18 protein-coding genes, 2 tRNA genes and 1 pseudogene are annotated in these 22,278 nt (G+C 51.6%); 3 read left to right on the top strand and 18 right to left on the bottom strand.

The features are described from left to right. The first annotated feature begins 41 nt into the window (after positions 1–41). A complete protein-coding gene (locus tag KDD30_RS02500; protein ID WP_211647240.1) occupies positions 42–971 on the top strand; it encodes a LysR family transcriptional regulator in 930 nt (309 codons plus the stop codon). Here the strand turns inward: KDD30_RS02500 and rimI are convergent. Genes rimI through KDD30_RS02485 form a run of 3 tightly spaced genes read right to left on the bottom strand, consistent with a single transcriptional unit; the run spans position 968 to position 2,371 of the window. Then, on the bottom strand, positions 968–1,423 hold the full coding sequence (gene rimI, locus KDD30_RS02495; RefSeq protein WP_211647239.1) for a ribosomal protein S18-alanine N-acetyltransferase: 456 nt from the start codon (positions 1,421–1,423) through the stop codon (positions 968–970). The genes KDD30_RS02500 and rimI overlap by 4 nt on opposite strands. Then, positions 1,416–1,817 carry a DNA polymerase III subunit psi gene (locus tag KDD30_RS02490; RefSeq protein ID WP_211647238.1) on the bottom strand — a complete coding sequence of 134 codons (402 nt, stop codon included), beginning with the start codon at positions 1,815–1,817 and terminating at the stop codon, positions 1,416–1,418. Before KDD30_RS02490 ends, rimI begins: the two co-directional genes overlap by 8 nt. A 50-nt stretch (positions 1,818–1,867) precedes the next feature. Next, positions 1,868–2,371 carry a GNAT family N-acetyltransferase gene (locus KDD30_RS02485; protein WP_211647237.1) on the bottom strand — a complete coding sequence of 168 codons (504 nt, stop codon included), beginning with the start codon at positions 2,369–2,371 and terminating at the stop codon, positions 1,868–1,870. A gap of 539 nt (positions 2,372–2,910) precedes the next feature. Between KDD30_RS02485 and KDD30_RS02480 the strand changes: the two genes are divergently transcribed. After that, complete coding sequence (locus KDD30_RS02480) at positions 2,911–4,950, top strand: bifunctional diguanylate cyclase/phosphodiesterase (protein ID WP_211647236.1); 2,040 nt, start codon at positions 2,911–2,913, stop codon at positions 4,948–4,950. A gap of 24 nt (positions 4,951–4,974) precedes the next feature. Here the strand turns inward: KDD30_RS02480 and KDD30_RS02475 are convergent, their stop codons facing one another. Further along, the gene (locus tag KDD30_RS02475) at positions 4,975–5,940 is read right to left on the bottom strand and encodes a LysR family transcriptional regulator (protein ID WP_211647235.1); all 966 of its coding nucleotides are present in this window, start codon (positions 5,938–5,940) and stop codon (positions 4,975–4,977) included. Between the two features lie 159 nt (positions 5,941–6,099). Next, positions 6,100–7,664, bottom strand: a pseudogene (locus tag KDD30_RS02470) (acyl CoA:acetate/3-ketoacid CoA transferase). A 315-nt stretch (positions 7,665–7,979) separates the two neighbouring features. Between KDD30_RS02470 and KDD30_RS02465 the strand changes: the two are divergent. Continuing rightward, a complete protein-coding gene (locus KDD30_RS02465) occupies positions 7,980–9,335 on the top strand; it encodes a GntP family permease (protein ID WP_211647234.1) in 1,356 nt (451 codons plus the stop codon). Positions 9,336–9,388: 53 nt separating this feature from the next. Here KDD30_RS02465 and KDD30_RS02460 read toward each other — a convergent pair whose 3' ends face one another. From KDD30_RS02460 to glmM, 13 genes are all read right to left on the bottom strand, one after another. Continuing rightward, the gene (locus KDD30_RS02460; protein WP_211647233.1) at positions 9,389–9,745 is read right to left on the bottom strand and encodes a hypothetical protein; all 357 of its coding nucleotides are present in this window, start codon (positions 9,743–9,745) and stop codon (positions 9,389–9,391) included. 83 nt (positions 9,746–9,828) lie between these two features. Further along, entirely contained in the window at positions 9,829–10,737 is a 909-nt protein-coding gene (gene nlpI, locus KDD30_RS02455) for a lipoprotein NlpI (RefSeq protein WP_256449227.1), read from the bottom strand. A 164-nt stretch (positions 10,738–10,901) separates the two neighbouring features. Next, complete coding sequence (gene pnp / locus KDD30_RS02450; protein WP_211647231.1) at positions 10,902–13,013, bottom strand: polyribonucleotide nucleotidyltransferase; 2,112 nt, start codon at positions 13,011–13,013, stop codon at positions 10,902–10,904. Between the two features lie 296 nt (positions 13,014–13,309). After that, the gene (rpsO, locus tag KDD30_RS02445; protein WP_211647230.1) at positions 13,310–13,579 is read right to left on the bottom strand and encodes a 30S ribosomal protein S15; all 270 of its coding nucleotides are present in this window, start codon (positions 13,577–13,579) and stop codon (positions 13,310–13,312) included. 125 nt (positions 13,580–13,704) lie between these two features. Next, positions 13,705–14,646 (bottom strand): tRNA pseudouridine(55) synthase TruB, encoded by a 942-nt coding sequence (gene truB, locus KDD30_RS02440; RefSeq protein ID WP_211647229.1) that lies wholly within the window; start codon positions 14,644–14,646, stop codon positions 13,705–13,707. After that, positions 14,646–15,047 carry a 30S ribosome-binding factor RbfA gene (gene rbfA / locus KDD30_RS02435; RefSeq protein ID WP_211647228.1) on the bottom strand — a complete coding sequence of 134 codons (402 nt, stop codon included), beginning with the start codon at positions 15,045–15,047 and terminating at the stop codon, positions 14,646–14,648. Before rbfA ends, truB begins: the two co-directional genes overlap by 1 nt. Before the next feature lie 93 nt (positions 15,048–15,140). Beyond that, complete coding sequence (gene infB / locus KDD30_RS02430; RefSeq protein WP_211647227.1) at positions 15,141–17,885, bottom strand: translation initiation factor IF-2; 2,745 nt, start codon at positions 17,883–17,885, stop codon at positions 15,141–15,143. 24 nt (positions 17,886–17,909) lie between these two features. Then, complete coding sequence (nusA, locus tag KDD30_RS02425; protein WP_211647226.1) at positions 17,910–19,397, bottom strand: transcription termination factor NusA; 1,488 nt, start codon at positions 19,395–19,397, stop codon at positions 17,910–17,912. 22 nt (positions 19,398–19,419) lie between these two features. After that, positions 19,420–19,875, bottom strand: coding sequence for a ribosome maturation factor RimP (rimP, locus tag KDD30_RS02420; RefSeq protein WP_046219158.1), 456 nt, complete (start codon positions 19,873–19,875; stop codon positions 19,420–19,422). A 258-nt stretch (positions 19,876–20,133) separates the two neighbouring features. Continuing rightward, positions 20,134–20,210, bottom strand: a tRNA-Met gene (locus KDD30_RS02415). 59 nt (positions 20,211–20,269) lie between these two features. Then, positions 20,270–20,354: transfer RNA gene (locus tag KDD30_RS02410), tRNA-Leu, on the bottom strand. Between the two features lie 11 nt (positions 20,355–20,365). Further along, on the bottom strand, positions 20,366–20,701 hold the full coding sequence (gene secG, locus KDD30_RS02405) for a preprotein translocase subunit SecG (protein WP_211647225.1): 336 nt from the start codon (positions 20,699–20,701) through the stop codon (positions 20,366–20,368). Between the two features lie 223 nt (positions 20,702–20,924). Continuing rightward, positions 20,925–22,262 (bottom strand): phosphoglucosamine mutase, encoded by a 1,338-nt coding sequence (glmM, locus tag KDD30_RS02400; RefSeq protein ID WP_211647224.1) that lies wholly within the window; start codon positions 22,260–22,262, stop codon positions 20,925–20,927. Positions 22,263–22,278: the final 16 nt, after the last annotated feature.

Raw genomic sequence — 22,278 nt, 5'->3', positions numbered from 1 at the left:
TTCATCAATCTATGAAAAGCACTCATGAGTTAAGGATCACCATGATAGAGCGCAGCCATCTCGCCATTCTCCGCGAAGTCCACCGACAAGGCTCACTGACTGCCGCAGCCGACAGTCTTTATCTGAGCCAGTCAGCACTCAGTCACAGCATGAAAAAGCTGGAACAGCAGCTCGGTACGCCAGTCTGGACCAAGTCTGGCCGCAGCCTCCACTTTACGCAGGCTGGACAATATCTGCTCAGGCTGGCAGAACGCGTATTGCCCCAGTTTGAGCACGCAGAATCGCAGATGCAGCAGTTTTCCACAGGCCAGCGAGGAACACTGCGGATCGGCATGGAATGCCATCCCTGCTATCAGTGGCTGCTCAAGGTCGTGAATCCTTACCTCAAAGCCTGGCCGGATGTGGATGTCGATGTAAAACAGAAATTTCAGTTTGGCGGCCTGGGCGCGCTGTTCGGATATGAAATCGATGTCCTGGTGACGCCAGATCCGTTATTGCGGCCGGGCATCCGTTATATTCCAGTGTTCGACTATGAGCAGGTACTGGTGGTGGATGCACAGAGCCCGTTGGCTGAAGCCGACTATATCGCGCCGGAGATGCTGCTGGATCAAATCCTGATCACCTACCCGGTCGAACAGAGCCGACTGGATATTTACACCAGCTTTCTGACGCCAGCCAAATGCAGTCCGCGCAAACATAAGCTGATTGAAACTACAGACATTATGCTGCAAATGGTCGCTGCCGGTCGGGGCGTTGCGGCCCTGCCGAAATGGCTGGCCAAGGAGTATGGGGATAGATTATCGATCAAAGCGGTACGGTTGGGAGAGACAGGCATCCAGAAACACATTCATCTGGGGGTCCGGGAAACGGATCTGGAAATTGATTATCTGAGTGCCTTCATTACGCTGGCAGATTCACTGTCGGAACATCGTCAGCCCGCGGAAAACAGCACTGCACCTCGTGCGAACTAAAGTTCAGCCTTCATGATCAGGGCATCTTCCCGCTCGGTGCCCGTTTGAAGGTCACCCGCCCGGTAATATCCTTCCCGACGGCTGATCAGTACGAACCCGCAGATCTGATACAGATAGTTGGCGTTCTGATTGCTGGCCCGTACTTCGAGCCAGATTTCCTCCGCTCCTCCCGTTTTGGCTGCGGCCATGAACGCCCGCAGCAGCTGTCGCCCCAGTCCCTGCCCCTGCCGCTGCGGATCGACAGCAATATTGAGTAAACTCGCCTCGCCAGCGACAGATTGTCCGAAACAATAGCCAGCCACGCAGCCATCGACCAGCAAGGTCAGATTCAATGCCAGCCGGCCCGGCGTTTCGCGGATCTGGTTTTCCGTCCATGGATACTGGTGAGCCGATTGCTCGATGTTCCAGACGTCATCCAGATGTGTCGCCTGCATCGGGATACACTCAATCATTGAATGCACAAATCTGCTGCCATAAGGCTTTTTTGCTGGCGGGCTTTTCATGCATCAACCGCAGAGATTCAGAATGCAGCACCCGGCAATCGCTCGGTGCGACGCCATCACATCCTGCAAACCAGCACCAGATCAGATGGTGCTCCCCCAGTTCACTGAGTGCATGCGGTGGTAAGGACAACGCCTGCTCCGGGGTCAGTTTCATGCTGCGCAAAATGTTTCCGAACAGCCAGGCATCATGTTCGTCCAGTGTTTCTGCTGTGACGAACAGCAGCCGACACTGCGCCGGCAGATCAATGACCGATTGCGTCAGCGCAGGAAAACAGTCGGGTTTTCGAATCTGCCATGCCGACAGCCCCATTTCCTGCAGGATTTGAATATCTCGTTGTTGCATCTGTCTTTATCGTTGATTGGTATCTGTTATGTGTATAAACATCCGGCCGATTACAGCGCCGAAAACTGGGCACTGTATTCCACCAGCCCCTGCCGCTGATCCAATGTTCCGTGAATGAGCTCTCTCACCATGAACGCTTCTTCCGGCACCGGCCAGGAACATCGCAAACCATGATTGGCTGCTGTGACAAAGCCACCTTTGCCATAATATGCCGAATCTCCCAGCACCACGACCACGGGATATCCCAGTTCCGCCAGGATTTCAGCACCTTCGCGCATCAGCGCCTGACCAATTCCCTGCCCCTGACAGTCAGATTTTACCGCCAGAGGCGCCAACCCCTGCCAGCCATCATCCTGACCATCGACGGTCACCGGGCTGAAAAAAGCATGGCCGATCACCTCACCCTCGTCTGAACAGGCAACCAAGGATAATGTTCTCTGACCCTCTTCACGTAATGCCATGACCAGATTCGCTTCCGCCTGTGTTTCAAAGGTTGCTTTCAGCAACGCATCGATCGGCAAAATATCCGACGGCACTTCAGTTCGTATCAGCATATCATTCCTCAGTTTGATGGTTCCGACCATCGACAGACCCCGTGGAAGCCCCACGTACCGCGTCTATTGTGAGGTCAGGTTATACGGATAACAACCACTTTTCTGATTTCTTTCGCCACGCAGACTGAGTCGCAGATGCTATAGCTGATGGCATCGATTGCACAGCATGTCTGGCATATCGTTCAGAATTCCAGCAGTTAAACATTTTATTACACTTCGTTTGGAGGCCTGATATGCCAACCCATGCCTAGAAAACAAGGCAAAAAACCTACGAAACAAATACACGAGATGCATTCTTTTTGTTATATTTATTCTTTAGAAACATATCCTTAATGCGCAACCTATATATTATGGTTTGTCTCATTTTTGTAACCAATGTCATTAAATCCATATTTTTTGCTGTTTCACTCAAAATTATTGCCTAAATACAGATATTTTTGACATTCAGGCTTTTTCTAGCGTTATATTACGGATACGACTTATCCAGATGAAGACATCGCCATGATGTCTGCTGAACCCCGAACACAAACGATAGCTCCATGCCGACTGAACTTATTCACAATTGGTTTTTTCAACTGACTGGCAACAGCCCGTTTCTTTTTGCCATTCTGGATAAAGATCACCGTTATGTTGCCGTAAACCCCCATTATTGTCAGCTTAGCGGCCTGAGCCGCGAAGAACTGGTGGGGCGGTGTGACACCGATATTCTGGGTGCAGTATTCTATGACACGTTGAAGCCTTATTATGAGCGTGCGCTACGCGGTGAGTCGATGGAAGGCGAAGTCATTTTGAATGAACACCGCCACCACTCCAGCCTGCATTTCAGTGTGTCACCGCTGCGTAACGATGCCTCAGAGATCACACACATCGTGATGCATGCCATCGACACTTCCGAACGCCTGCAACTCAGTCATGCGCTAGCAGAGCGGGAAGAGCACTTCCAGCAGCTCAGTCACCTGGTGAGTGATGGCTGCCTGCTGATTGAAAAAAATCAGATTCTCTCAGCCAATGCAACAGCCGCTCAGATTTTGGGATTTGCGTCCGCCGAGGCTTTGATGGGCGAAGATCTCGGACAACTCTTAATTGACAGCCGCAATCACCGGCCTTTTGGTGAGCAACTGGCAGCCCTCAGCAATGGGAAAACCTACCATTGCCTGACCAGCGCACAGTGCCAGACAGAACATGCCCTGTCACTCATTATCAAAGATACGCAAGTGGTCGGGTCTCCGGCCAGTCTGGTGGTCTTGCGGCAAGCCCTGACGCATCAGGTCCAGCCGGAGCAAGTCGAGCAACTGATCCATACCGACCCCCTGACCGGGTTGTTTAACCGCCATGGCTTCAGTCGCCGTCTGGAGCAGATGATCACACGTCAGATCCCATTGGCGATGTTGTATCTGGATATCGATAACTTCAAAAATATCAATGATTCACTGGGTCATCATATCGGTGACCGTGTGCTGCAGGAAATATCACAACGGTTGCGGCAACTGCTGCCGGAAAATGCCGTGATTGGTCACCTTGGCGGAGATGAATTCGGTATCCTTCTGCCCGAGCCAGCACATACCGATATTGGTGAGCAGGTCTCCAAAAAAATCATTGCGCTGGTGAATCAGCCCTTCGATCTGCTGCATTTCAGCAAGCACCTCGCCTGCTCCATCGGCATGGTGGATTACCCGGGGAATGGCAGCGACGCGCGTATGTTGCTCCAGCATGCCGATACGGCGATGTATGAAGCAAAAAACCGGGGACGCAACCGGATGGTGACCTTCGACGAGACCATGAACAAAGAAGCCAGAATGCGTCTCTGGCTGGAAATCGAATTACAGAAAGCCCTGCAGAACCGTGGGCTTGAGGTCTGGTATCAGCCCAAAGTCAGTGCCCGGGATTTTTCCATCCATGGTGCCGAGGCGCTGGTTCGCTGGAAGCACCCCATTGAAGGCTATATCAGTCCGGCACAATTTATTCCGGTTGCAGAACGTTCCGGCCTGATTGAGCAATTAGGCAAAGTGGTCATGCGGGAAGTGTTCACGACGGTGAAGCGCTGGAAACAACAGGGACTACTGCTAGGACGGGTCGCAATTAACCTGTCGCCGCAGCAGTTTGGCAATCCCAACCTGATCCAGTACGTGGCCGATCTGCAACGGACGACGGGCGTGAATCCGAATGACATTACCTTCGAGCTGACCGAAAGCGCCATGATGGGGGAAAATGAACACACGATTCAAATGCTCAACGCCATCAAAAAGCTTGGCTTTGCCCTGTCGATTGATGACTTTGGAACGGGCTATTCATCCCTGTCTTATCTGGCACGTTTTCCGCTGGATGAACTGAAAATCGACCGGGCTTTCATCAAAGATCTTGAGACGGTACCGAAGCAGCTGACACTGATTGAAAATATCATCAATCTGGGTAAAGCCCTCAATATGTGTGTGGTCGCTGAAGGGGTTGAAACCCGTCAGCAGGCAGCCCTGCTCTCGAATCTCAACTGCGACTATATTCAGGGTTTCCACTTTTTCCGGCCTCTGCCCAAGCATGATCTGGAAACCATTCTGCTCAAAAACCTTCGCAGTAAACTCTGAGACCACAAGGGTCGCAGGTAATCGCTAGATTCTGTGCTGACAGGTACCCTGCTCGATGATGATTTCTTCCGTCCGCCGCAACATATATTCTTTGAAAGCCTGGCACCGGGCAGGCATCGGGTGGCGGGGACGAAAATACAGATTGATGTCGAACTGGCTGGCCACATAATCTGTCAGCAAGACCTGAAGTTCCCCGCGATCCATGGCAGCTTTAATGACAGAATGCGGCAAATAGGCAATCCCTGCGCCCCGAATCGCCATGTCACGCAGTATTTCACTGTTATCACACTCCAGCGCATCACTAATCGTGACAGGCCGATTAACCCCATTCAGACGAAAATACCATCGGTTTCCCCCCACCAGCGAACTGGCATACAGGCAACGATGTTCCCGTAATGATTCAGGTTCCAGTGGAATACCACACCGGGCGAGATACTGAGGGGACGCACAGGCATACAAAGGCTCACTCAGCAGTAAACGACGGATCAGCAACGAATCTTTTTCCTCCGTTTCCCGGTTTGTGGCTTTGGCACGAATCATGAAATCAACATGCAGCGGATCCGTTTCTCCGGCTTCAATGAACAATCTGAAGTTCACCTGCGGGTGCATTTCCATATATTCCGCGATAATCTCACGCAGGTAATACGCTGCGTACAAGGGCGTTGAAGAAATGCTGATGATCCCGCGCTGTTCGTCTGCCATGCTGCCCACTTCCGAACAGATGGTATCGATTTCAGGCAGCAGAGAAGAAAATCGCTGATACAACATCTCACCGGCATCCGTTGGGACCAGTTGCCGGGTACTGCGCTTGATCAGTTCAACAGCCATCAGTCCTTCAAGCTCTTTGATCCACCGGCTTGCAGCCGCCGCAGAAATCCCCCAGACTTCAGCAGCCTCGCGAAATGAGCCATGCTGAATGACAGAGCAGAAAAAGACGATTTTATCGAGTTGTTGCTGGCGCGGGTTGATCCCGACCAGTTGCTGAGTCATAGCGCATTCCTTATGCAAAGGCGAACACACCTGTGCGGACGGCTCAGGTGTGTGCGGACATTAAACCAGCACCAATCATGCCTCCTGAGCCCCATATGCATCAACAGAAATGCCAGAAGTTCCAGCGTGCTTCACACTCTGTTTTGAACACAGCAAAGCTCAGTCAAACCGGAATGAAAAATCTCGGGCAAATATTTCTGCTGGCATGAATCGCAAATCAGGGTCAATCAGCGGCATGAAGCCCATATGTGCCAGAATATCCCGCTCTAAATCCACGCCGGGTGCAATCTCTTCCAGTACAATGCCTTGCGGATCCAGCCGGAACACGGCCCGCTCGGTCAGGTAGCGGACGGACTGATTCACCGCATTGGCCCGACTGGCAGAAAAAGTAATCTGTTCGGCCTGTGCCACAAATTTCATGCCCTTGCCTTCCTGAAGAATTTTCAGTTGGCCCTCTCTGACATCCGTTCGCAGCCCGCCCGCGGTAAAGGTCCCGCAGAAATACACTGATTTGGCATGCTGGCTGATATTGATAAACCCACCGCAGCCCGGTAATCGGTCACCAAATCGAGATACATTAATATCCCCTCGCGCCGAGCATTGTGCCAGCCCGAGAAATGCCTGATCGATCCCACCGCCGTCGTAAAAATCAAACATCTGATCCTGCGTAATGATGGCCTGAGGATGCCGGCTGGCACCAAAATCCAGACCGCTGGCTGGTAAGCCGCCAATGGCACCGGGTTCTACGGTGAGCGTCAGGGCATCCAGCATCCCCAGTTCACCAGCAACGATGGCAATATATTCCGGCACACCGATCCCCAGATTCAGAACGGCGTGGGGGATTAGCGCCATCACAGCACGTCGGGCAATCATGGTTTTCGCGTCCAGTAATCCATCGTCAGACATCGGCTTCACGGGCCGGGATGTGCCTTTGTCGCGGCCAACAAAAGCCGGTTCAAATCCAGTCGCGAAGGTTTGCATATGCTCCGATTCATGGTCGCAAAGCACCACGGCATCCACAAAAATGCCTGGGATTTTAATGCTGTGAGGATCCAAAGTACCCGCTTGCACGATGCGCTTCACCTGAACAATCACCTTGCCGCCCTGATTTCTCGCCGCCTGAGCCGAGGCGAGATTTTCCAGAACCAGACATTCATCCTCCATGGTGATGTTACCCTGCGTATCCGCTGTGGTGCCCCGCAATATCGCGACATCCACCGGTAATCGCTTATAGAACAGGTACTCTTCCCCGGCCAGTTCAACGACCGAGACCAACTCTTCCCTGCTCACAGCATTGATTTTTCCCCCTTCAAGCCGGGGATCAACATAAGTGCCCAAGCCAGTGGTCGTCAAAGTGCCGGGCTTCCCTGCAGCCGTATCACGCAACAGATGAGAGATCACGCCCTGAGGCAGGTTATAGGCTTCAATTTCATTACTCAAGGCCAGCTTTTGCAGGTCTGGCACCAATCCCCAGTGCCCGCCGATCACACGTTTCACCATACCGGGCTTCGCCAGATGATTTGCAGCTCTGCCCTTGCCGTCTCCCTGACCTGCAGCAAAAATCAAGGTCAGTGCAGCGGGAGACTGTTCACGCTCAAAGCGCTCCCCCAATGCTCTGAGAATCGACTCTGGTACCACAGATCCAATGAATCCCCCAACAGCACGGACTGTCCATCTTGAATCCATGCTGATGCCTGCTCTGATGTAAGCTGGACCACTGCCATGCGCGACTTCCTTTTAACATGCAACTACCCAAAGTGTATGAATCACATGGTGCCGCTTTAATAGCTACATATGAAATTGTGTTTTTCAAAACTAGCTAACCACGGTAAGCTTGTCGTGATAACATATTGATATACTTAAAAAATATCTTTATCAATACCGACAGTTGGCGCTATTTTTCCGCAGCAGAGCTTGATAGCGCTCCCACTTTAACGAAAGGCATGAGACCTGGCCGGACCAGTGTGATTTTAATTCAAGACTGACCCGGCTAGGATGTTATCAGCCTGTTACATTTTAATCATACGGAGAAATAAAATATGGATGTTGCCGTCATACTGCTCACACTGGTGGGTTTGATGTACTTCGCCTACCGGGGCGTTTCCGTGCTGGTACTTGCGCCGATTTTAGCCATGTCAGCTGCACTGCTGACCAGTGATTTCCCATTCTTGTATGCCCTTTCGAATGTCTTCATGCCCGCCGCGGCAAACTACATCAAGCTGTATTTCCCAATTTTTATCGCGGGTGCAATTTTCGGTAAGCTGATGGGGGCTTCCGGTGCAGCCCGAACCATTTCCCGCTCGATTATTCAATACCTGGGCACGAAACATGCAATCCTGTCTGTGGTGCTGGCCACTGCCTTACTGACCTACGGTGGTGTATCACTCTTTGTGGTTGTCTTTGCGATGTACCCGATTGGCGCTGCAACCTTCCGCGCCGCAGGAATTCCGAAGCGCCTGCTACCTGCTGCCATCACATTGGGTGCCTTCACTTTCACCATGACCGCATTGCCGGGGACACCACAATATCTGAACACGATGCCAACGATTCCGTTTGGCACCACCATTTATGCTGCACCAGCCTTGGGGCTGCTGGCAGGGACCATGATGCTGGTCCTGGGTGTTTTATGGATCAAATTCCGTGCAAATAAAGCCATTCTTGCCGGTGAAGGTTACGGTGAGCATGAGGACGGCAAAGATGAAACCGCAGAAAACACTGCCGCCCCAGGCTTGATGTTGTCATTACTGCCAATCCTGCTGGTTTTTGTCATTAACTTTGTGCTGACCAATATTTACTTCAAATCACCTGAGATTATCGCAGCCTACGAGGCTCTGGAAACCCGCGTCAACGGCACCTGGCCTGTCATTCTGGCGCTTCTAGTGGCCATTGCCTTCATGCTGGTTGCCTATCGCCGTTACCTGTTTGAAGCCAACAAACATGTCTTCGACGGTTCTGTGGGCTCCCTGCTGCCAATCTTCAATACAGCTTCGGAAGTCGGATATGGTGCCGTCATCACAGCACTGACGGCTTTTGTTGCCATCAAAGCCGGTATTGCCGCCATTGATATTCCGGACCTGTTCAAGGTTGCGATCACCTCTACCAGTCTGGCCGGGATTATCGGTTCTTCTTCTGGGGGGACAGGGATGGTGCTGGCAATGCTGGGGAATGATTTCCTGAGCACGGGGATCAACCCGGAAGTGCTGCACCGTGTCGTTCTGCTGGCAGCGGGCGGGCTGGATACCTTACCACACTGTGGTGCGGTCATTACCCTGCTGGCCGTGTGCCGACTGACGCACAGACAGAGTTATGGTGATATTGCCGTGGTGACCATGGCCATACCGTTAATGTCAGCTTTTACCGTCATTGTGGTCCACCTGACCACCGGGCTTGTCTAATTGCGCCATACAAAAACGCCCCGAAAAACCGGGGCGTTTTTGTGTTGACGGGTTTATTCGCGGGCACAGGGCTGAATATAAATGGCATCCGAAGGATAACGACCATCCTGACTCGGATGCTGCCGGTGCAGGCGGCACAAATCTTCATAGATAGTGATAGCGACCACAGTAAACGGCTCTGACTGCCAGGTATCTGCCGCCTTCACCTGAATTTGCAGTTTTTGTCCTTCTGTCACATGCTCGGGCAACCGGATATCATACGTATTGCTGAAAGCCAGCAGCCAGTAATCATCAACGGTCACTAACCGCCCCTGCCCCGGCGTGGTCACCGCATGAACATAATCCAGCTGCTGAGCTGCAGCGGTGGTTAAGACCAGGCAGGCCCAAAGAAATACAACGATACGTTTCATGGCTGCCCCCAGACTTACTCCTCCGCTATCGCCTTAACTATAGCGGCTCCTGCAGGGCAACCTTTCTTAACTCATAGACAGCGTTATAACGCTTCGTCTTCGGATTCAACCTGTGCAGTTTCATTTTGCAACGCAGCCAGTAAGCGATTCAGCTCCAGCGCTGCAAAACGATGCTCAACAAATTCATACACATTGCCAGACAGTGTGAGCTTGTATAACTGAACCGCTTCAGCGTATTTATTCTCATGCTGATAGCGCTTTGCCATGTAGAAATAACTTTCTGTCAGACGTTCGGCCATTTGCGCATTGCTTTCGCTGCTTCTGACAATACTATCCAAAAGCTGCTGCTCCGTCTCTGAACCCATCAGCATGCTGACAATATTCCAGCCCCAGTCCTCACGATCTGCACGCTCAAACCGGTTTGTCAGGTTTTGTGCCGCTTTTTCCGGTGCCGTTTCCAGTTCAACGAAGTACAACCAGATTGTGCGATAAGGATCATTCGGATCCTGCTCATAATGCGCAATCAGATCTTGTTTGGCCAGGGTATAGCGACCGCCGTAGTACAGTGCAATCCCACGGTTTCGCTGTGCATACGGATGGCTCACATCCAATTCCAGTGCGGAGTCGAATGCCTCGTAAGCCTCATCAAACCGGGCGCGTTGTGTCAGATAAACACCCAGGATATTGAAGATATCGGGTTGGGCCGGATACAGCGCAAGCGACTGATCAAAATCCAGTCGGGCCAGATCCCGTAAGCCGATCCCATCATGCAGCAGACCACGCTCATAAAAAATCTGAGAGCGGGTTTCATCGTCCAGATCACTGCGTCCCAACAGTTGATCGATCCGCGCCAGCTGTATTTGTTGCTGGATCGTGGGTTGCAACGGTACCGCGATCAGCGGTTGCTCCCAACTGGAATAAGTATTTGTCGAACATCCGCCGAGCATGACGGCCATCGCGATGGCTGCGAACTTAAACCTCTTTGCAAACAATGCCATTCTCCCTAACCGACCCGGCAGTACTTTGATTTCTTCAGTTCATTCGATGTGTCAAAGCCCACAACCCGGGTACAGTCTCAGTAAGTTCATTGGTATAAAAAAGGGGCCATACAGCCCCTTAATACTTTCTTGATGAAGTTGTCGCAAAACCAAAAGGATTAAGCGTCTTCACCTGCGGCTGGTGCCGGCTCGCTCTTCGCTTCTTTCATGCTCAGGCGAATACGGCCCTGACGGTCGATTTCCAGTACTTTCACTTGTACTTCCTGACCCATTTGCAGGTAGTCAGATACTTTCTCTACACGCTCTTCAGCGATCTGAGAAATGTGTACCAGACCTTCTTTGCTGCCAATGACAGAAACAAATGCACCAAAATCAACAATTCGCACTACTTTACCAGTATAGATGCGACCAACTTCAACGTCAGCGGTGATTTCTTCGATACGACGGATCGCTTCTTTTGCCGCAGTCCCTTCGGTTGCCGCGATCTTCACAGTACCATCGTCTTCGATTTCGATCGTTGTGCCGGTTTCTTCAGTCAGCTGACGAATCACCGCACCACCTTTACCGATCACATCTTTGATCTTCTCTGGGTTGATCTTCATGGTGTGAATACGCGGTGCAAACTCAGAGATATCGTCACGTGCTGTGCTGATTGCCTGATCCATCACGCCCAGGATGTGCATCCGCGCACCTTTCGCCTGATTCAGAGCGATCTGCATGATTTCTTTAGTGATACCTTCGATTTTGATATCCATCTGCAGTGCAGTGATACCGTCGTTCGTACCCGCTACTTTGAAGTCCATGTCACCCAGGTGATCTTCGTCACCCAGGATGTCAGACAGAACCACGAAATCTTCGCCTTCTTTCACCAGACCCATTGCGATACCCGCAACAGAAGCTTTGATTGGCACGCCTGCATCCATCAGTGCCAGAGAAGTACCACAAACAGAAGCCATTGAAGAAGAACCGTTTGATTCGGTGATTTCAGAAACCACACGAACGGTGTACGGGAACTCATCCACACTTGGCATCACAGCCTGGATACCACGCTTCGCCAGTTTACCGTGGCCGATTTCACGACGCTTCGGAGAACCCACAAAGCCAGTCTCGCCCACACAGTAAGGAGGGAAGTTGTAGTGCAGCAGGAAGTGTTCTTTACGCTCGCCTGTCAGTTCATCCAGGATTTGCGCATCACGCTGGGTACCCAGAGTCGCTGTCACCAGTGCCTGCGTTTCACCACGAGTGAACAGAGAAGAACCGTGTGTACGCGGCAGAACGCCGGTACGAACGTCCAGCGCACGAACCATGTCTTTCTCACGGCCATCAATACGCGGGTTGCCAGCAATGATGCGGCTACGAACAACGTTCTTTTCCAGAGCGCTCAGCATGTCACGGATTTCACGCTCTTCCAGCGTTTCATCTTCAGCCAGCAACGCTGCAACCACATCATTCTTGATGGCGCCAACTTGCTCGTAACGCGCCATTTTTTCAGTAATTTGGTACGCTTCAGCCAAACGCGTTTCTGCTTTTTCAGCTACGCGTGCTTTCAGTGCTGTATTGACTTCTGGTGCAGTCCAGTCCCAGGCTGGTGTTGCAACTTCAGCAGCAAACTCTTTGATCGCGTTGATCACGGTTTGCTGTTGGTCGTGACCAAACACAACCGCTTGCAGCATTTGCTCTTCTGTCAGTCGCTCTGCTTCAGATTCAACCATCAGCACTGCAGAATCAGTACCAGCAACCACCAGATCCAGACGGCTTTCCGCCAGCTCTTTGTTGCTTGGGTTCAGAACCAGTTGATCGTTGATGTAACCAACACGCGCTGCACCGATTGGGCCATTGAACGGAATACCAGAAATCGCCAGTGCCGCAGAGGTACCGATCATGGTCACGATGTCCGGGCTCACATCCGGGTTCACAGAAACGACCGTTGCAATCACCTGAACTTCGTTTTTGAATGCATCCGGGAACAGTGGACGGATTGGACGGTCAACCAGACGTGCCGTCAGGGTTTCGCTTTCAGAAGGACGGCCTTCACGTTTGAAGAAACCACCCGGGATTTTACCGGCAGCGTAAGTACGCTCCTGGTAGTTTACAGTCAGCGGGAAAAAGTCCTGACCTTCAACAGCTTCTTTCTTACCAACAACGCTGACGAAGACAGAAGTGTCATCCATACTGGCCATCACGGCAGCAGTTGCCTGACGTGCCATAACACCAGTTTCCAGAGTGACGGTGTGGTTACCGTACTGGAAGGTTTTTACGATAGGATTCACGTGAATTTCCTTAAAATATTGATCTGCTTTTTCTATTTGCGCCAGTAAGTATATCCGACACATCAAAAAGCGTCATGTGAAGTGGCACTTACAATTCACGCATCGCGACTAATGACAACAGCCGTTCAGCACAGATGCTGTCAATAGCCGCGACCTGAGGGTCGACGAAAACGACTCGTGAAAGTGTGAAGTACCGTGATTTCATTCATAAAGAGCGTTTGTTGAACAACAAACATTGTGCCCTGTGAGGGCATAAAAAGAAAGGAGCCTGTCGGCTCCTTTCTCTTCAAGCAATCTTAGCGACGCAGACCCAGGCGCTGGATCAGAGACTGGTAACGACCCAGATCTTTGCCTTTCAGGTAGTCCAGCAGCTTACGACGGCGAGAAACCATGCGCAGCAGACCACGACGGCTGTGGTGGTCACCTTTATGCTCAGAAAAGTGGCCTTGCAGGTGGTTGATTTGTGCTGTCAGCAGTGCAACCTGAACTTCAGGTGAACCCGTGTCGTTTGTGCCTTGTGCGTATTCAGCAACGATAGCTGCTTTAGTTTCTGCATTCAGAGACATAACTCATTCCTAATACAAAATAGTAAAGTTTGTGCCAGCCAATCTCTGATTCAGCCGGCACCCGAGCCGCGAATTATACGCACCCGTCAAACGGGCCGCAAGCGGAATATTCTCAGCAGGCGTGCTTACTGCTTGTTTGCCAGTACACGCTTCGGGGCAACCATCCCCTCAGCATCGATTTCACCCACACCGATGAAATCACGCTGCTCTCCGGCAGTCAGCCGCACCAGTGTTCCGGCTTCCGGAACACGACCCGCCTGAACCGGCTGACCGTTGAGTACATAGCTGGCGACAACTGGCAGAAGATTGACTTCAGGTAAATCCTGAACTGCGGTGTCCGTTGGCAGCAACAGTGGATCCAGCAACTCTTTCGGCTGAATATCCTGTTCACGTGCCTGTTCCAGCAGTGCTTCCAGTTGCTCCAGCGTGACCATGCTCTCCAGCGGATACTTGGAGACACCGATCCGACGCAGGTAGGTTACATGCGCGCCGCAACCCAGCATCTCACCCAGGTCATCAACAATCGTACGGATATAAGTGCCTTTTGAACAATGCACTTCCATCTCAACTTCATTGTCGCTGAAGCGAAGCAGGCTGATTTCATACACGGTGATATCACGGGCTTCACGCGGTACTTCTTTACCTTCACGGGCATATTCGTACAGTGGGCGTCCCTGATATTTCAGCGCCGAAAACATAGACGGAATTTGCTTGGTCGTGCCACGGAACTTGGCAATACAGCGCTCCAGCAGGCCCCGATCAACTTTCACGTCACGGGTTTCGACCACTTCACCGTCTGAGTCAGAGGTATTCGTTCGCTCACCCAGTTTTGCAATGACGCGATAGCGCTTATCCGAGTCCAGCAGGAACTGAGAAAACTTAGTCGCTTCCCCCAGACAAATCGGCAGCATTCCGGTCGCCAGAGGATCCAGTGCGCCAGTGTGTCCCGCTTTTTCTGCAAAGAAAATGCGTTTCACTTTTTGCAGTGCATCGTTTGACGTGATGCCACCTGGTTTGTCTAACAGCAGAACGCCGTCAACCGGACGTCCTTTACGACGACGAGCCATTACTTGTCCTCACCTTCATCCTGAGGTTCATCGCCACGACGGGCTTCATCATCGCGAACCACTTTACTGACCAGATTGGAGATACGCATACCTTCCGTCAGCGACTGGTCAAAGATAAAGTTCAGCTCCGGCGTAACACGCAGGCGGATCTGCTTGCCCAGCAATGAACGGATGTAAGGTGCCATTTCACGCAGTGCTTCCAGGCTGTCTTCCGGCGTTTGCTCACCCACAGTCAGGAAAGTCACATAGACTTTGGCGTATCCCATATCACGGGACACTTCCACACTGGAAATAGTTGCCATACCAATGCGCGGATCTTTAATTTCGCGTTGCAGAATCACTGCCAGCTCTTTTTGCAGCTGCTGAGCAACACGTTGTGTACGGCTGAATTCTTTCGCCATTTGATTCTCTCTCTCAGTGGCCCGCTGAACCTGACACAAAGGGGAGCCGAAGCTCCCCAGTGTTCTAGCCAGGTTTACGAGCAACCTGAATAATTAGTCCAGCGTACGCTGAATCTCAACGATTTCGTAAACTTCGATTTGGTCACCAACGCGAACATCATTATAGTTCTTCACGCCGATACCACACTCGTAGCCGTTCTTCACTTCCTGAACGTCATCTTTGAAACGACGCAGAGATTCAAGCTCACCTTCGTAGATCACCACGTTTTCACGCAGAACGCGGATTGGGTTGCTACGCTTGATCGTCCCTTCCGTGACCATACAGCCGGCAATTGCGCCCAGCTTCGGTGACTTAAATACGTCACGCACTTCAGCCAGACCAATGATTTCCTGCTTGAACTCAGGAGACAGCATACCGCCCATCGCAGCTTTCACTTCGTCGATCAGCTGGTAAATGATGGAGTAGTAACGCAGATCCAGATTCTCAGCTTCAATCGTCTTACGTGCAGATGCATCTGCACGCACGTTGAAGCCCAGAACGATTGCGTTCGACGCTGCAGCCAGCACCGCATCGGTTTCGGTGATACCACCAACACCCGAACCCACGATGTTCACTTTCACTTCTTCTGTTGACAGCTTACGCAGTGAGTCTGCAATCGCTTCCACAGAACCCTGTACGTCGGCTTTCAGAACCACGTTCAGTTCAGCCACTTCACCGGCAGTCATGTTCGAGAACATGTTTTCCAGTTTCGCTTTCTGCTGACGCGCCAGTTTCACATCACGGAATTTACCCTGACGGTACAGTGCAACTTCACGGGCTTTACGCTCGTCACGAACCACTGTCGCTTCGTCACCAGAAGAAGGCACACCAGACAGACCCAGAATCTCAACCGGAATGGATGGACCCGCTTCTTCAATTTCACGACCCAGCTCGTCACGCATTGCACGAACACGGCCATATTCCAGACCACACAGAACGATATCGCCTTTACACAGCGTACCTTCCTGAACCAGAACCGTTGCAACCGGACCACGACCTTTGTCCAGACGTGATTCGACAACCACACCTTTCGCCATGCCTTCTGCAACCGCTTCCAGCTCCAGTACTTCTGCTTGCAGCAGAATTGCTTCCAGCAGACCGTCGATGTTGGTGCCCTGCTTCGCAGAGATGTGAACGAACATGTTCTCACCGCCCCACTCTTCAGGAATCACATCGTACTGAGCCAGTTCGTTCTTCACGTTGTCTGGGTTCGCGTCTTCTTTATCGATCTTGTTCACAGCAACGATCAGCGGTACACCGGCAGCTTTCGCGTGCTGGATTGCTTCAATCGTTTGTGGCATCACGCCATCGTCTGCAGCAACAACCAGAATGACGATATCTGTTGCCTGAGCACCACGCGCACGCATTGCGGTAAACGCTGCGTGTCCAGGGGTATCCAGGAAGGTGATCATACCGTTGTTGGTTTCAACGTGGTAAGCACCAATGTGCTGGGTAATACCACCGGCTTCGCCCGCGGCAACGTGTGCTTTACGGATGTAGTCCAGCGTAGACGTTTTACCGTGGTCGACGTGACCCATGATGGTCACAACTGGTGCACGTGGCACAGTTGTCAGATTTTCGTCGCGGTCAGACAGAACAGCTTCTTCCAGCTCATTCTCTTTACGCAGGATTGCTTTGTGGCCCATTTCTTCAGCAACCAGCTGTGCGGTTTCCTGATCAATGACCTGGTTGATGGTTGCCATAGCGCCCAGCTTCATCATCACTTTGATGACTTCAGCAGCTTTCACAGCCATTTTGTTTGCCAGCTCGGAAACAACAATGGTCTCGCCGATCACAACGTCTGCTTTCGCAACGGTTGCTGTCTTATCAAAACCATGGCGCATGGATGACGGCTTGCTCATCTGCTGCTTGCCGCGACCGCGTTGATTACGGCCACCGCGCTGAGTCATCGGACGTTCGCGCTGCTCGCGATCTTCTGTTTTCGGTCCGCTTGCTTTTTTCTTCTTAGAGCGACGGCGAGTTGCTTCTTCGCGACGGTCTTGTTCGTCTTCCGCCGCACGGGCATAGGTGGAAGTGGTCGTGTGGTAGTCTTCTCGTTCCATATCACTCGTGTCCTGGTCTTTCTTCGACCAGTTCTTTTCGTTCATTTCTGCCATTTTGCGTGCCTCTTCTAGCTGACGCTGACTGTCTTCTTCGGCTTTACGCTTGGCTTCCTCTTCCCGGCGACGTTGCAGTGCCTCAGCTTCTTTCTTAGCTTCTTGCTCAGCGGCGGCGCGTTTTGCTTTTTCTTCAGCGTCACGCTTCTGATCAGTATCACGTTCACTTGCATCCACTGCTGCATCACGCTCAGACTGCTTTTCCAACTGCTTCGCTTTCTCTTCTGCTAAGCGCTTCTCTTCTGCTTCGCGCTTGGCCTTTTCTTCAGCCTCACGTTTAGCCTGCTCTTCTGCTTCACGTTTTGCTGCTTCTTCCGCAGCACGTTTTGCAGCTTCTTCAGCTTGACGTGCTTCTTCTGCACGTTGCTCTTCCTCAAGGGCAGAGCGCTTCACATAGGTGCGCTTTTTGCGCACCTCAACTTGGATGTTTTTACTCTTACCGCCAGAGCCGGATACACTCAGGGTGCTTCGGGTCTTACGCTGCAGAGTCAGGCGGGTCGGTGCCTCGTCAGTGTTACCACCATGTTCTTTCTTCAGGTGGGTCAACAGAGACTCTTTTTCCTGTTGATTGACACTGTCTTCAGCCTTCTTGCTGATACCAGCATCGGCAAACTGTTGAAGCAACCGATCAATCGGAGTACCGATCTCGTCGGCAAGTGCCTTAACTGTAACCTCTGACATGCTGCTCCTCCCTTGCTAATTGAATTATGCTTCGTCGCTGAACCAGCAGATATTACGGGCAGCCATAATCAGTTCACCCGCTCTGGTTTCATCCAGACTTTCGATATCCAGCAGATCATCTGTGCCCTGGTCTGCCAGGTCTTCCAGAGTGCTGATACCTTTAGCAGCCAGTTTGAACGCCAGTTCACGCTCCATACCGTCCAGGTTCAGGAGATCTTCAGCCGGTTCAACACCATCAAAGGATTCTTCCTGAGCAAGGGCAATTGTGGTCAACGCCTCTTTCGCACGGTTACGAAGTTCGTTCACCGTATCTTCATCCAGACCGTCAATCGACATCAGTTCCTGCACAGGAACATAAGCGATTTCTTCCAGGCTGGTAAAACCTTCTTCAACCAGACCCACGGCGAATTCTTCGTCGATGTCCAGATGCTTCACAAACAGATCAATGGAAGCCTGTGCTTCAGCCTGATGCTTGTTCTGCAGGTCTTCGACGGTCATGACATTCAGTTCCCAGCCAGTCAGCACTGATGCCAGACGGACGTTCTGTCCGCTGCGGCCGATCGCCTGAGCCAGATTGTCTTTTTCTACCGCGATATCCATGGTGTGGTTGTCTTCATCAACGATGATAGAGCTCACCTCTGCCGGAGCCATCGCATTGATGACGTACTGAGCCGGGTTTTCATCCCACAGTACGATATCAATCCGCTCGCCACCCAGCTCACCAGACACAGCCTGTACACGCGCACCACGCATACCAACACATGCACCGACAGGGTCGATACGCTTGTCATTGGTCTTCACTGCAATCTTGGCGCGAGAACCCGGATCACGGGCCGCACCCATCAGCTCGATCATCTCTTCGCCAATTTCCGGCACTTCGATACGGAACAGCTCAGACAGCATTTCAGGCTTCGAACGAGTCATGAACAGCTGGAAGCCACGCGCTTCAGGGCGCACAGCATACAACAGACCACGCACGCGGTCACCCGGGCGGAAATTTTCACGTGGCAGTTGGTCTTCACGCAGGATCACCGCTTCAGCGTTGTTCCCCAGGTCAATGATCACTGCATCACGATTTACTTTTTTCACAACGCCGGTGATCAGCTCACCTTCATTGTCGATAAACTGTTCAACGATTTGTGCGCGCTCAGCTTCACGAACTTTCTGCACGATCACTTGCTTCGCGGTTTGCGTGGTGATGCGGTCGAACGTCACAGATTCGATCTGCTCTTCCACGAAACTGCCCAGTTCCATGGTTTCATCATCGTACTGAGCCGCTTCCAACGTGATTTCCAACGTTGGTGCCGTCACTTCCTCAACCGCTTTCCAGCGACGGAAAGTCTCGAAATCACCGGTCTTGCGGTCGATAGCAACACGCACGTCGATTTCTGCTTCGTACTTTTTCTTTGTTGCTGTTGCCAGGGCGATCTCCAGCGCTTCGAAGATACGCTCACGCGGTACAGCTTTCTCGTTGGATACCGCTTCAACGACAGCCAAGATTTCTTTGTTCATTTCTAATGCCCCAATTTAGCGGTTAGAATTTTGGAACCAGGTTGGCTTTGGCAATATTGCTAAGCGCAAAGGTTTCTTCATCGCCTTTCACGTTCAACGTGACCAGCTCACCGTCAACAGCAACAATGTCACCTTTCCACTTACGGCGATTGTTCATCGCCATTTTCAGGACCAGGCTGACTTCGTGGCCAATAAACTGTTCATAATGGGCCGCTTTAAACAGCGGACGATCTAAACCAGGGGAGGAAACCTCCAGGTTATAAGCAACAGTGATTGGATCTTCAACATCCATCACCGCACTGATCTGACGGCTCACGTCGGCACAATCATCGACAGTGATACCGTTTTCGTGGTCGATAAACACACGCAGTGTGGAATGTTCACCCGCACGGATAAACTCCAGACCCACCAGTTCATACCCCAAGGCTGTAACTGGCGCTTCCAGCAGTTCGGTTAATTGCATTTCTAAAGCGGTCAAGACAACCCCCTGGAAACAAAAAAAGGGCATTAAAGCCCAGTAGATACCTGAATGGTCATGTTTCAGATAATAAAAAACCCCGAATTACGGGGTTTATTATCTCTGGACCCTGATAGCTAAAACCTCTAAAGGTTATAGCAGAAAAACGACAGCGATTCTGTTCCAGGAATCGTCGCTTTTCTAAACCCGGATGTGGCGCCGATTTCATCTGGGCGGCAGGCCACTGATAACTGAGCACTTCTCAATTATCATCCAAGTTGGTTGCGGGGGCCGGATTTGAACCGACGACCTTCGGGTTATGAGCCCGACGAGCTACCAAGCTGCTCCACCCCGCGTCCGTAATTCTGAAGGCGATTATATCCTTCAGCCGTTACTCTTTCAAGTAACTGAAGAATGGTGCCGAGAAGGGGACTTGAACCCCTACACCTTACGGCACTAGCACCTCATGCTAGCGTGTCTACCAATTTCACCATCTCGGCAACGCTGCTGATTACTGAGGAATGTCGCTGTTTACTGGCGCTTTCTCAGTTTTTTCAACAGATTGTTCTTGTTGTGCTGGAACACTTAAGTTTTCCCAGCCACTGGTTGTATCCTCTTGCTTGGCACTCATGTTGCCAAGAATCAAGCTGATCACAAAAAATACGGTTGCAAAAACTGCAGTCATTCGGGTCAAGAAATTACCAGAGCCGCTGGCACCGAACAAAGTTCCTGATGCACCAGCCCCGAATGAGGCTCCCATATCTGCGCCTTTACCCTGTTGAACCAGAACCAGGCCAATTACACCAAGCGCAGCCAACAGATAAATCACAAGTAGAATTTCGTACATGGGTTCCACCTATGTTCCATATTGTTGTGCCGGCTTTGCGTTAGCAGTGCCAGCGCACCCCTTCTTCAGGAGCGAGGGAATACTAGCGAATGCCGACATGAGTGACAAGCGATTTTTCCAAGAATGTCGCAATTGGTGAATCACTTGAGTAAGAAATAATCGTTTTTGGTAAAAAGAATTCCGATGAGACACTGCTGACCGGAATTCTTTATGATGCAAAATCTTAGCAGTTTTCTTTCACCGCTTGCGCAATTGACAGCGCGGATTCACGAACCAGTGCTTCATCTTCGCCTTCAACCATCACCCGGATCAGCGGTTCAGTACCGGACTTACGCAGCAGCACGCGCCCACGTTCACCCAGCTGCGCTTCAGCTGCCTGTTGCGCCGCAAGAACTGCTTCGGATTCAAGCGGGTTGGCATCTCCAGCAAACCGGACATTCTCCAGTACCTGCGGGAACATGGTCAGGCCTTCACACAACTGTTGCAGCGTTTTTTGCGTGCCCACAATCGCAGCCATAACCTGCAAGCCAGCCACAATACCATCACCCGTGGTCATTTTATCCAGCACAATCACGTGGCCGGAGTTTTCCGCACCAATACTCCACTGATGCTTCACCAGCTCTTCCATCACGTAGCGGTCACCCACCTTGGCCCGGACAAACGGAATATCCAATGCTTTCAGTGCCAGTTCCATGCCCAGATTGGTCATCAGGGTGCCGACAACTCCGCCTTTGAGCTCACCCCGGTTTTGTGCATGACGTGCAATGATGTAAGCAATCTGATCACCATCCACCTTATTGCCTTCTTCATCCACCATGATCACGCGGTCGCCGTCACCATCCAGCGCAATACCGAAGTGCGCATTTTCTGCGATCACTTTTGCCTGAAGCGCACGAACATCAGTCGCACCCACTTCAGCATTGATATTGATACCGTTTGGCTCACAGCCCAGCGTGATCACTTCAGCACCTAACTCACGGAATACATTCGGGGCAATGTGATAGGTCGCACCATGTGCACAATCGACAACAATTTTATAGCCCGCCAGACTTAAGTGAGACGGGAAAGTCCCTTTACAGAACTCAATATAACGACCGGCAGCATCATTGATCCGAGAGGCTTTCCCCAAACTGGCCGACTCAACACACACCAGCTCTTTATCCAGTTCAGCTTCAATGGCAGCTTCCACCTCATCCGGCAGTTTAGTGCCCTCAGAAGAGAAAAACTTGATTCCGTTGTCGTAATACGGGTTATGAGAAGCAGAAATCACAATGCCCGCTTCAGCACGGAAAGTCCGTGTCAGATAAGCCACCGCCGGGGTTGGCATCGGACCGGTAAATGCAGCCTGCAAACCTGCTGCTGCCAGCCCAGCTTCCAGCGCAGATTCCAGCATATAGCCTGAGATCCGGGTATCTTTTCCGATAATGACTTTTTTCGTGCCCTGTTGAGACAGAACCCGGCCAGCAGCCCAGCCCAGTTTCAACACAAATTCTGGGGTGATCGGTGACTGGCCAACCCGGCCACGGACACCGTCGGTGCCGAAATATTTACGTTCAGCCATGAAAAATAGCTCCTAG

The organism is Photobacterium sp. GJ3, assembly GCF_018199995.1.
Taxonomy (GTDB): Bacteria; Pseudomonadota; Gammaproteobacteria; order Enterobacterales; family Vibrionaceae; genus Photobacterium.
The sequence above is the reverse complement of the archived record's forward strand: the minus strand, read 5'-3'. Positions and strand labels throughout refer to the sequence as shown.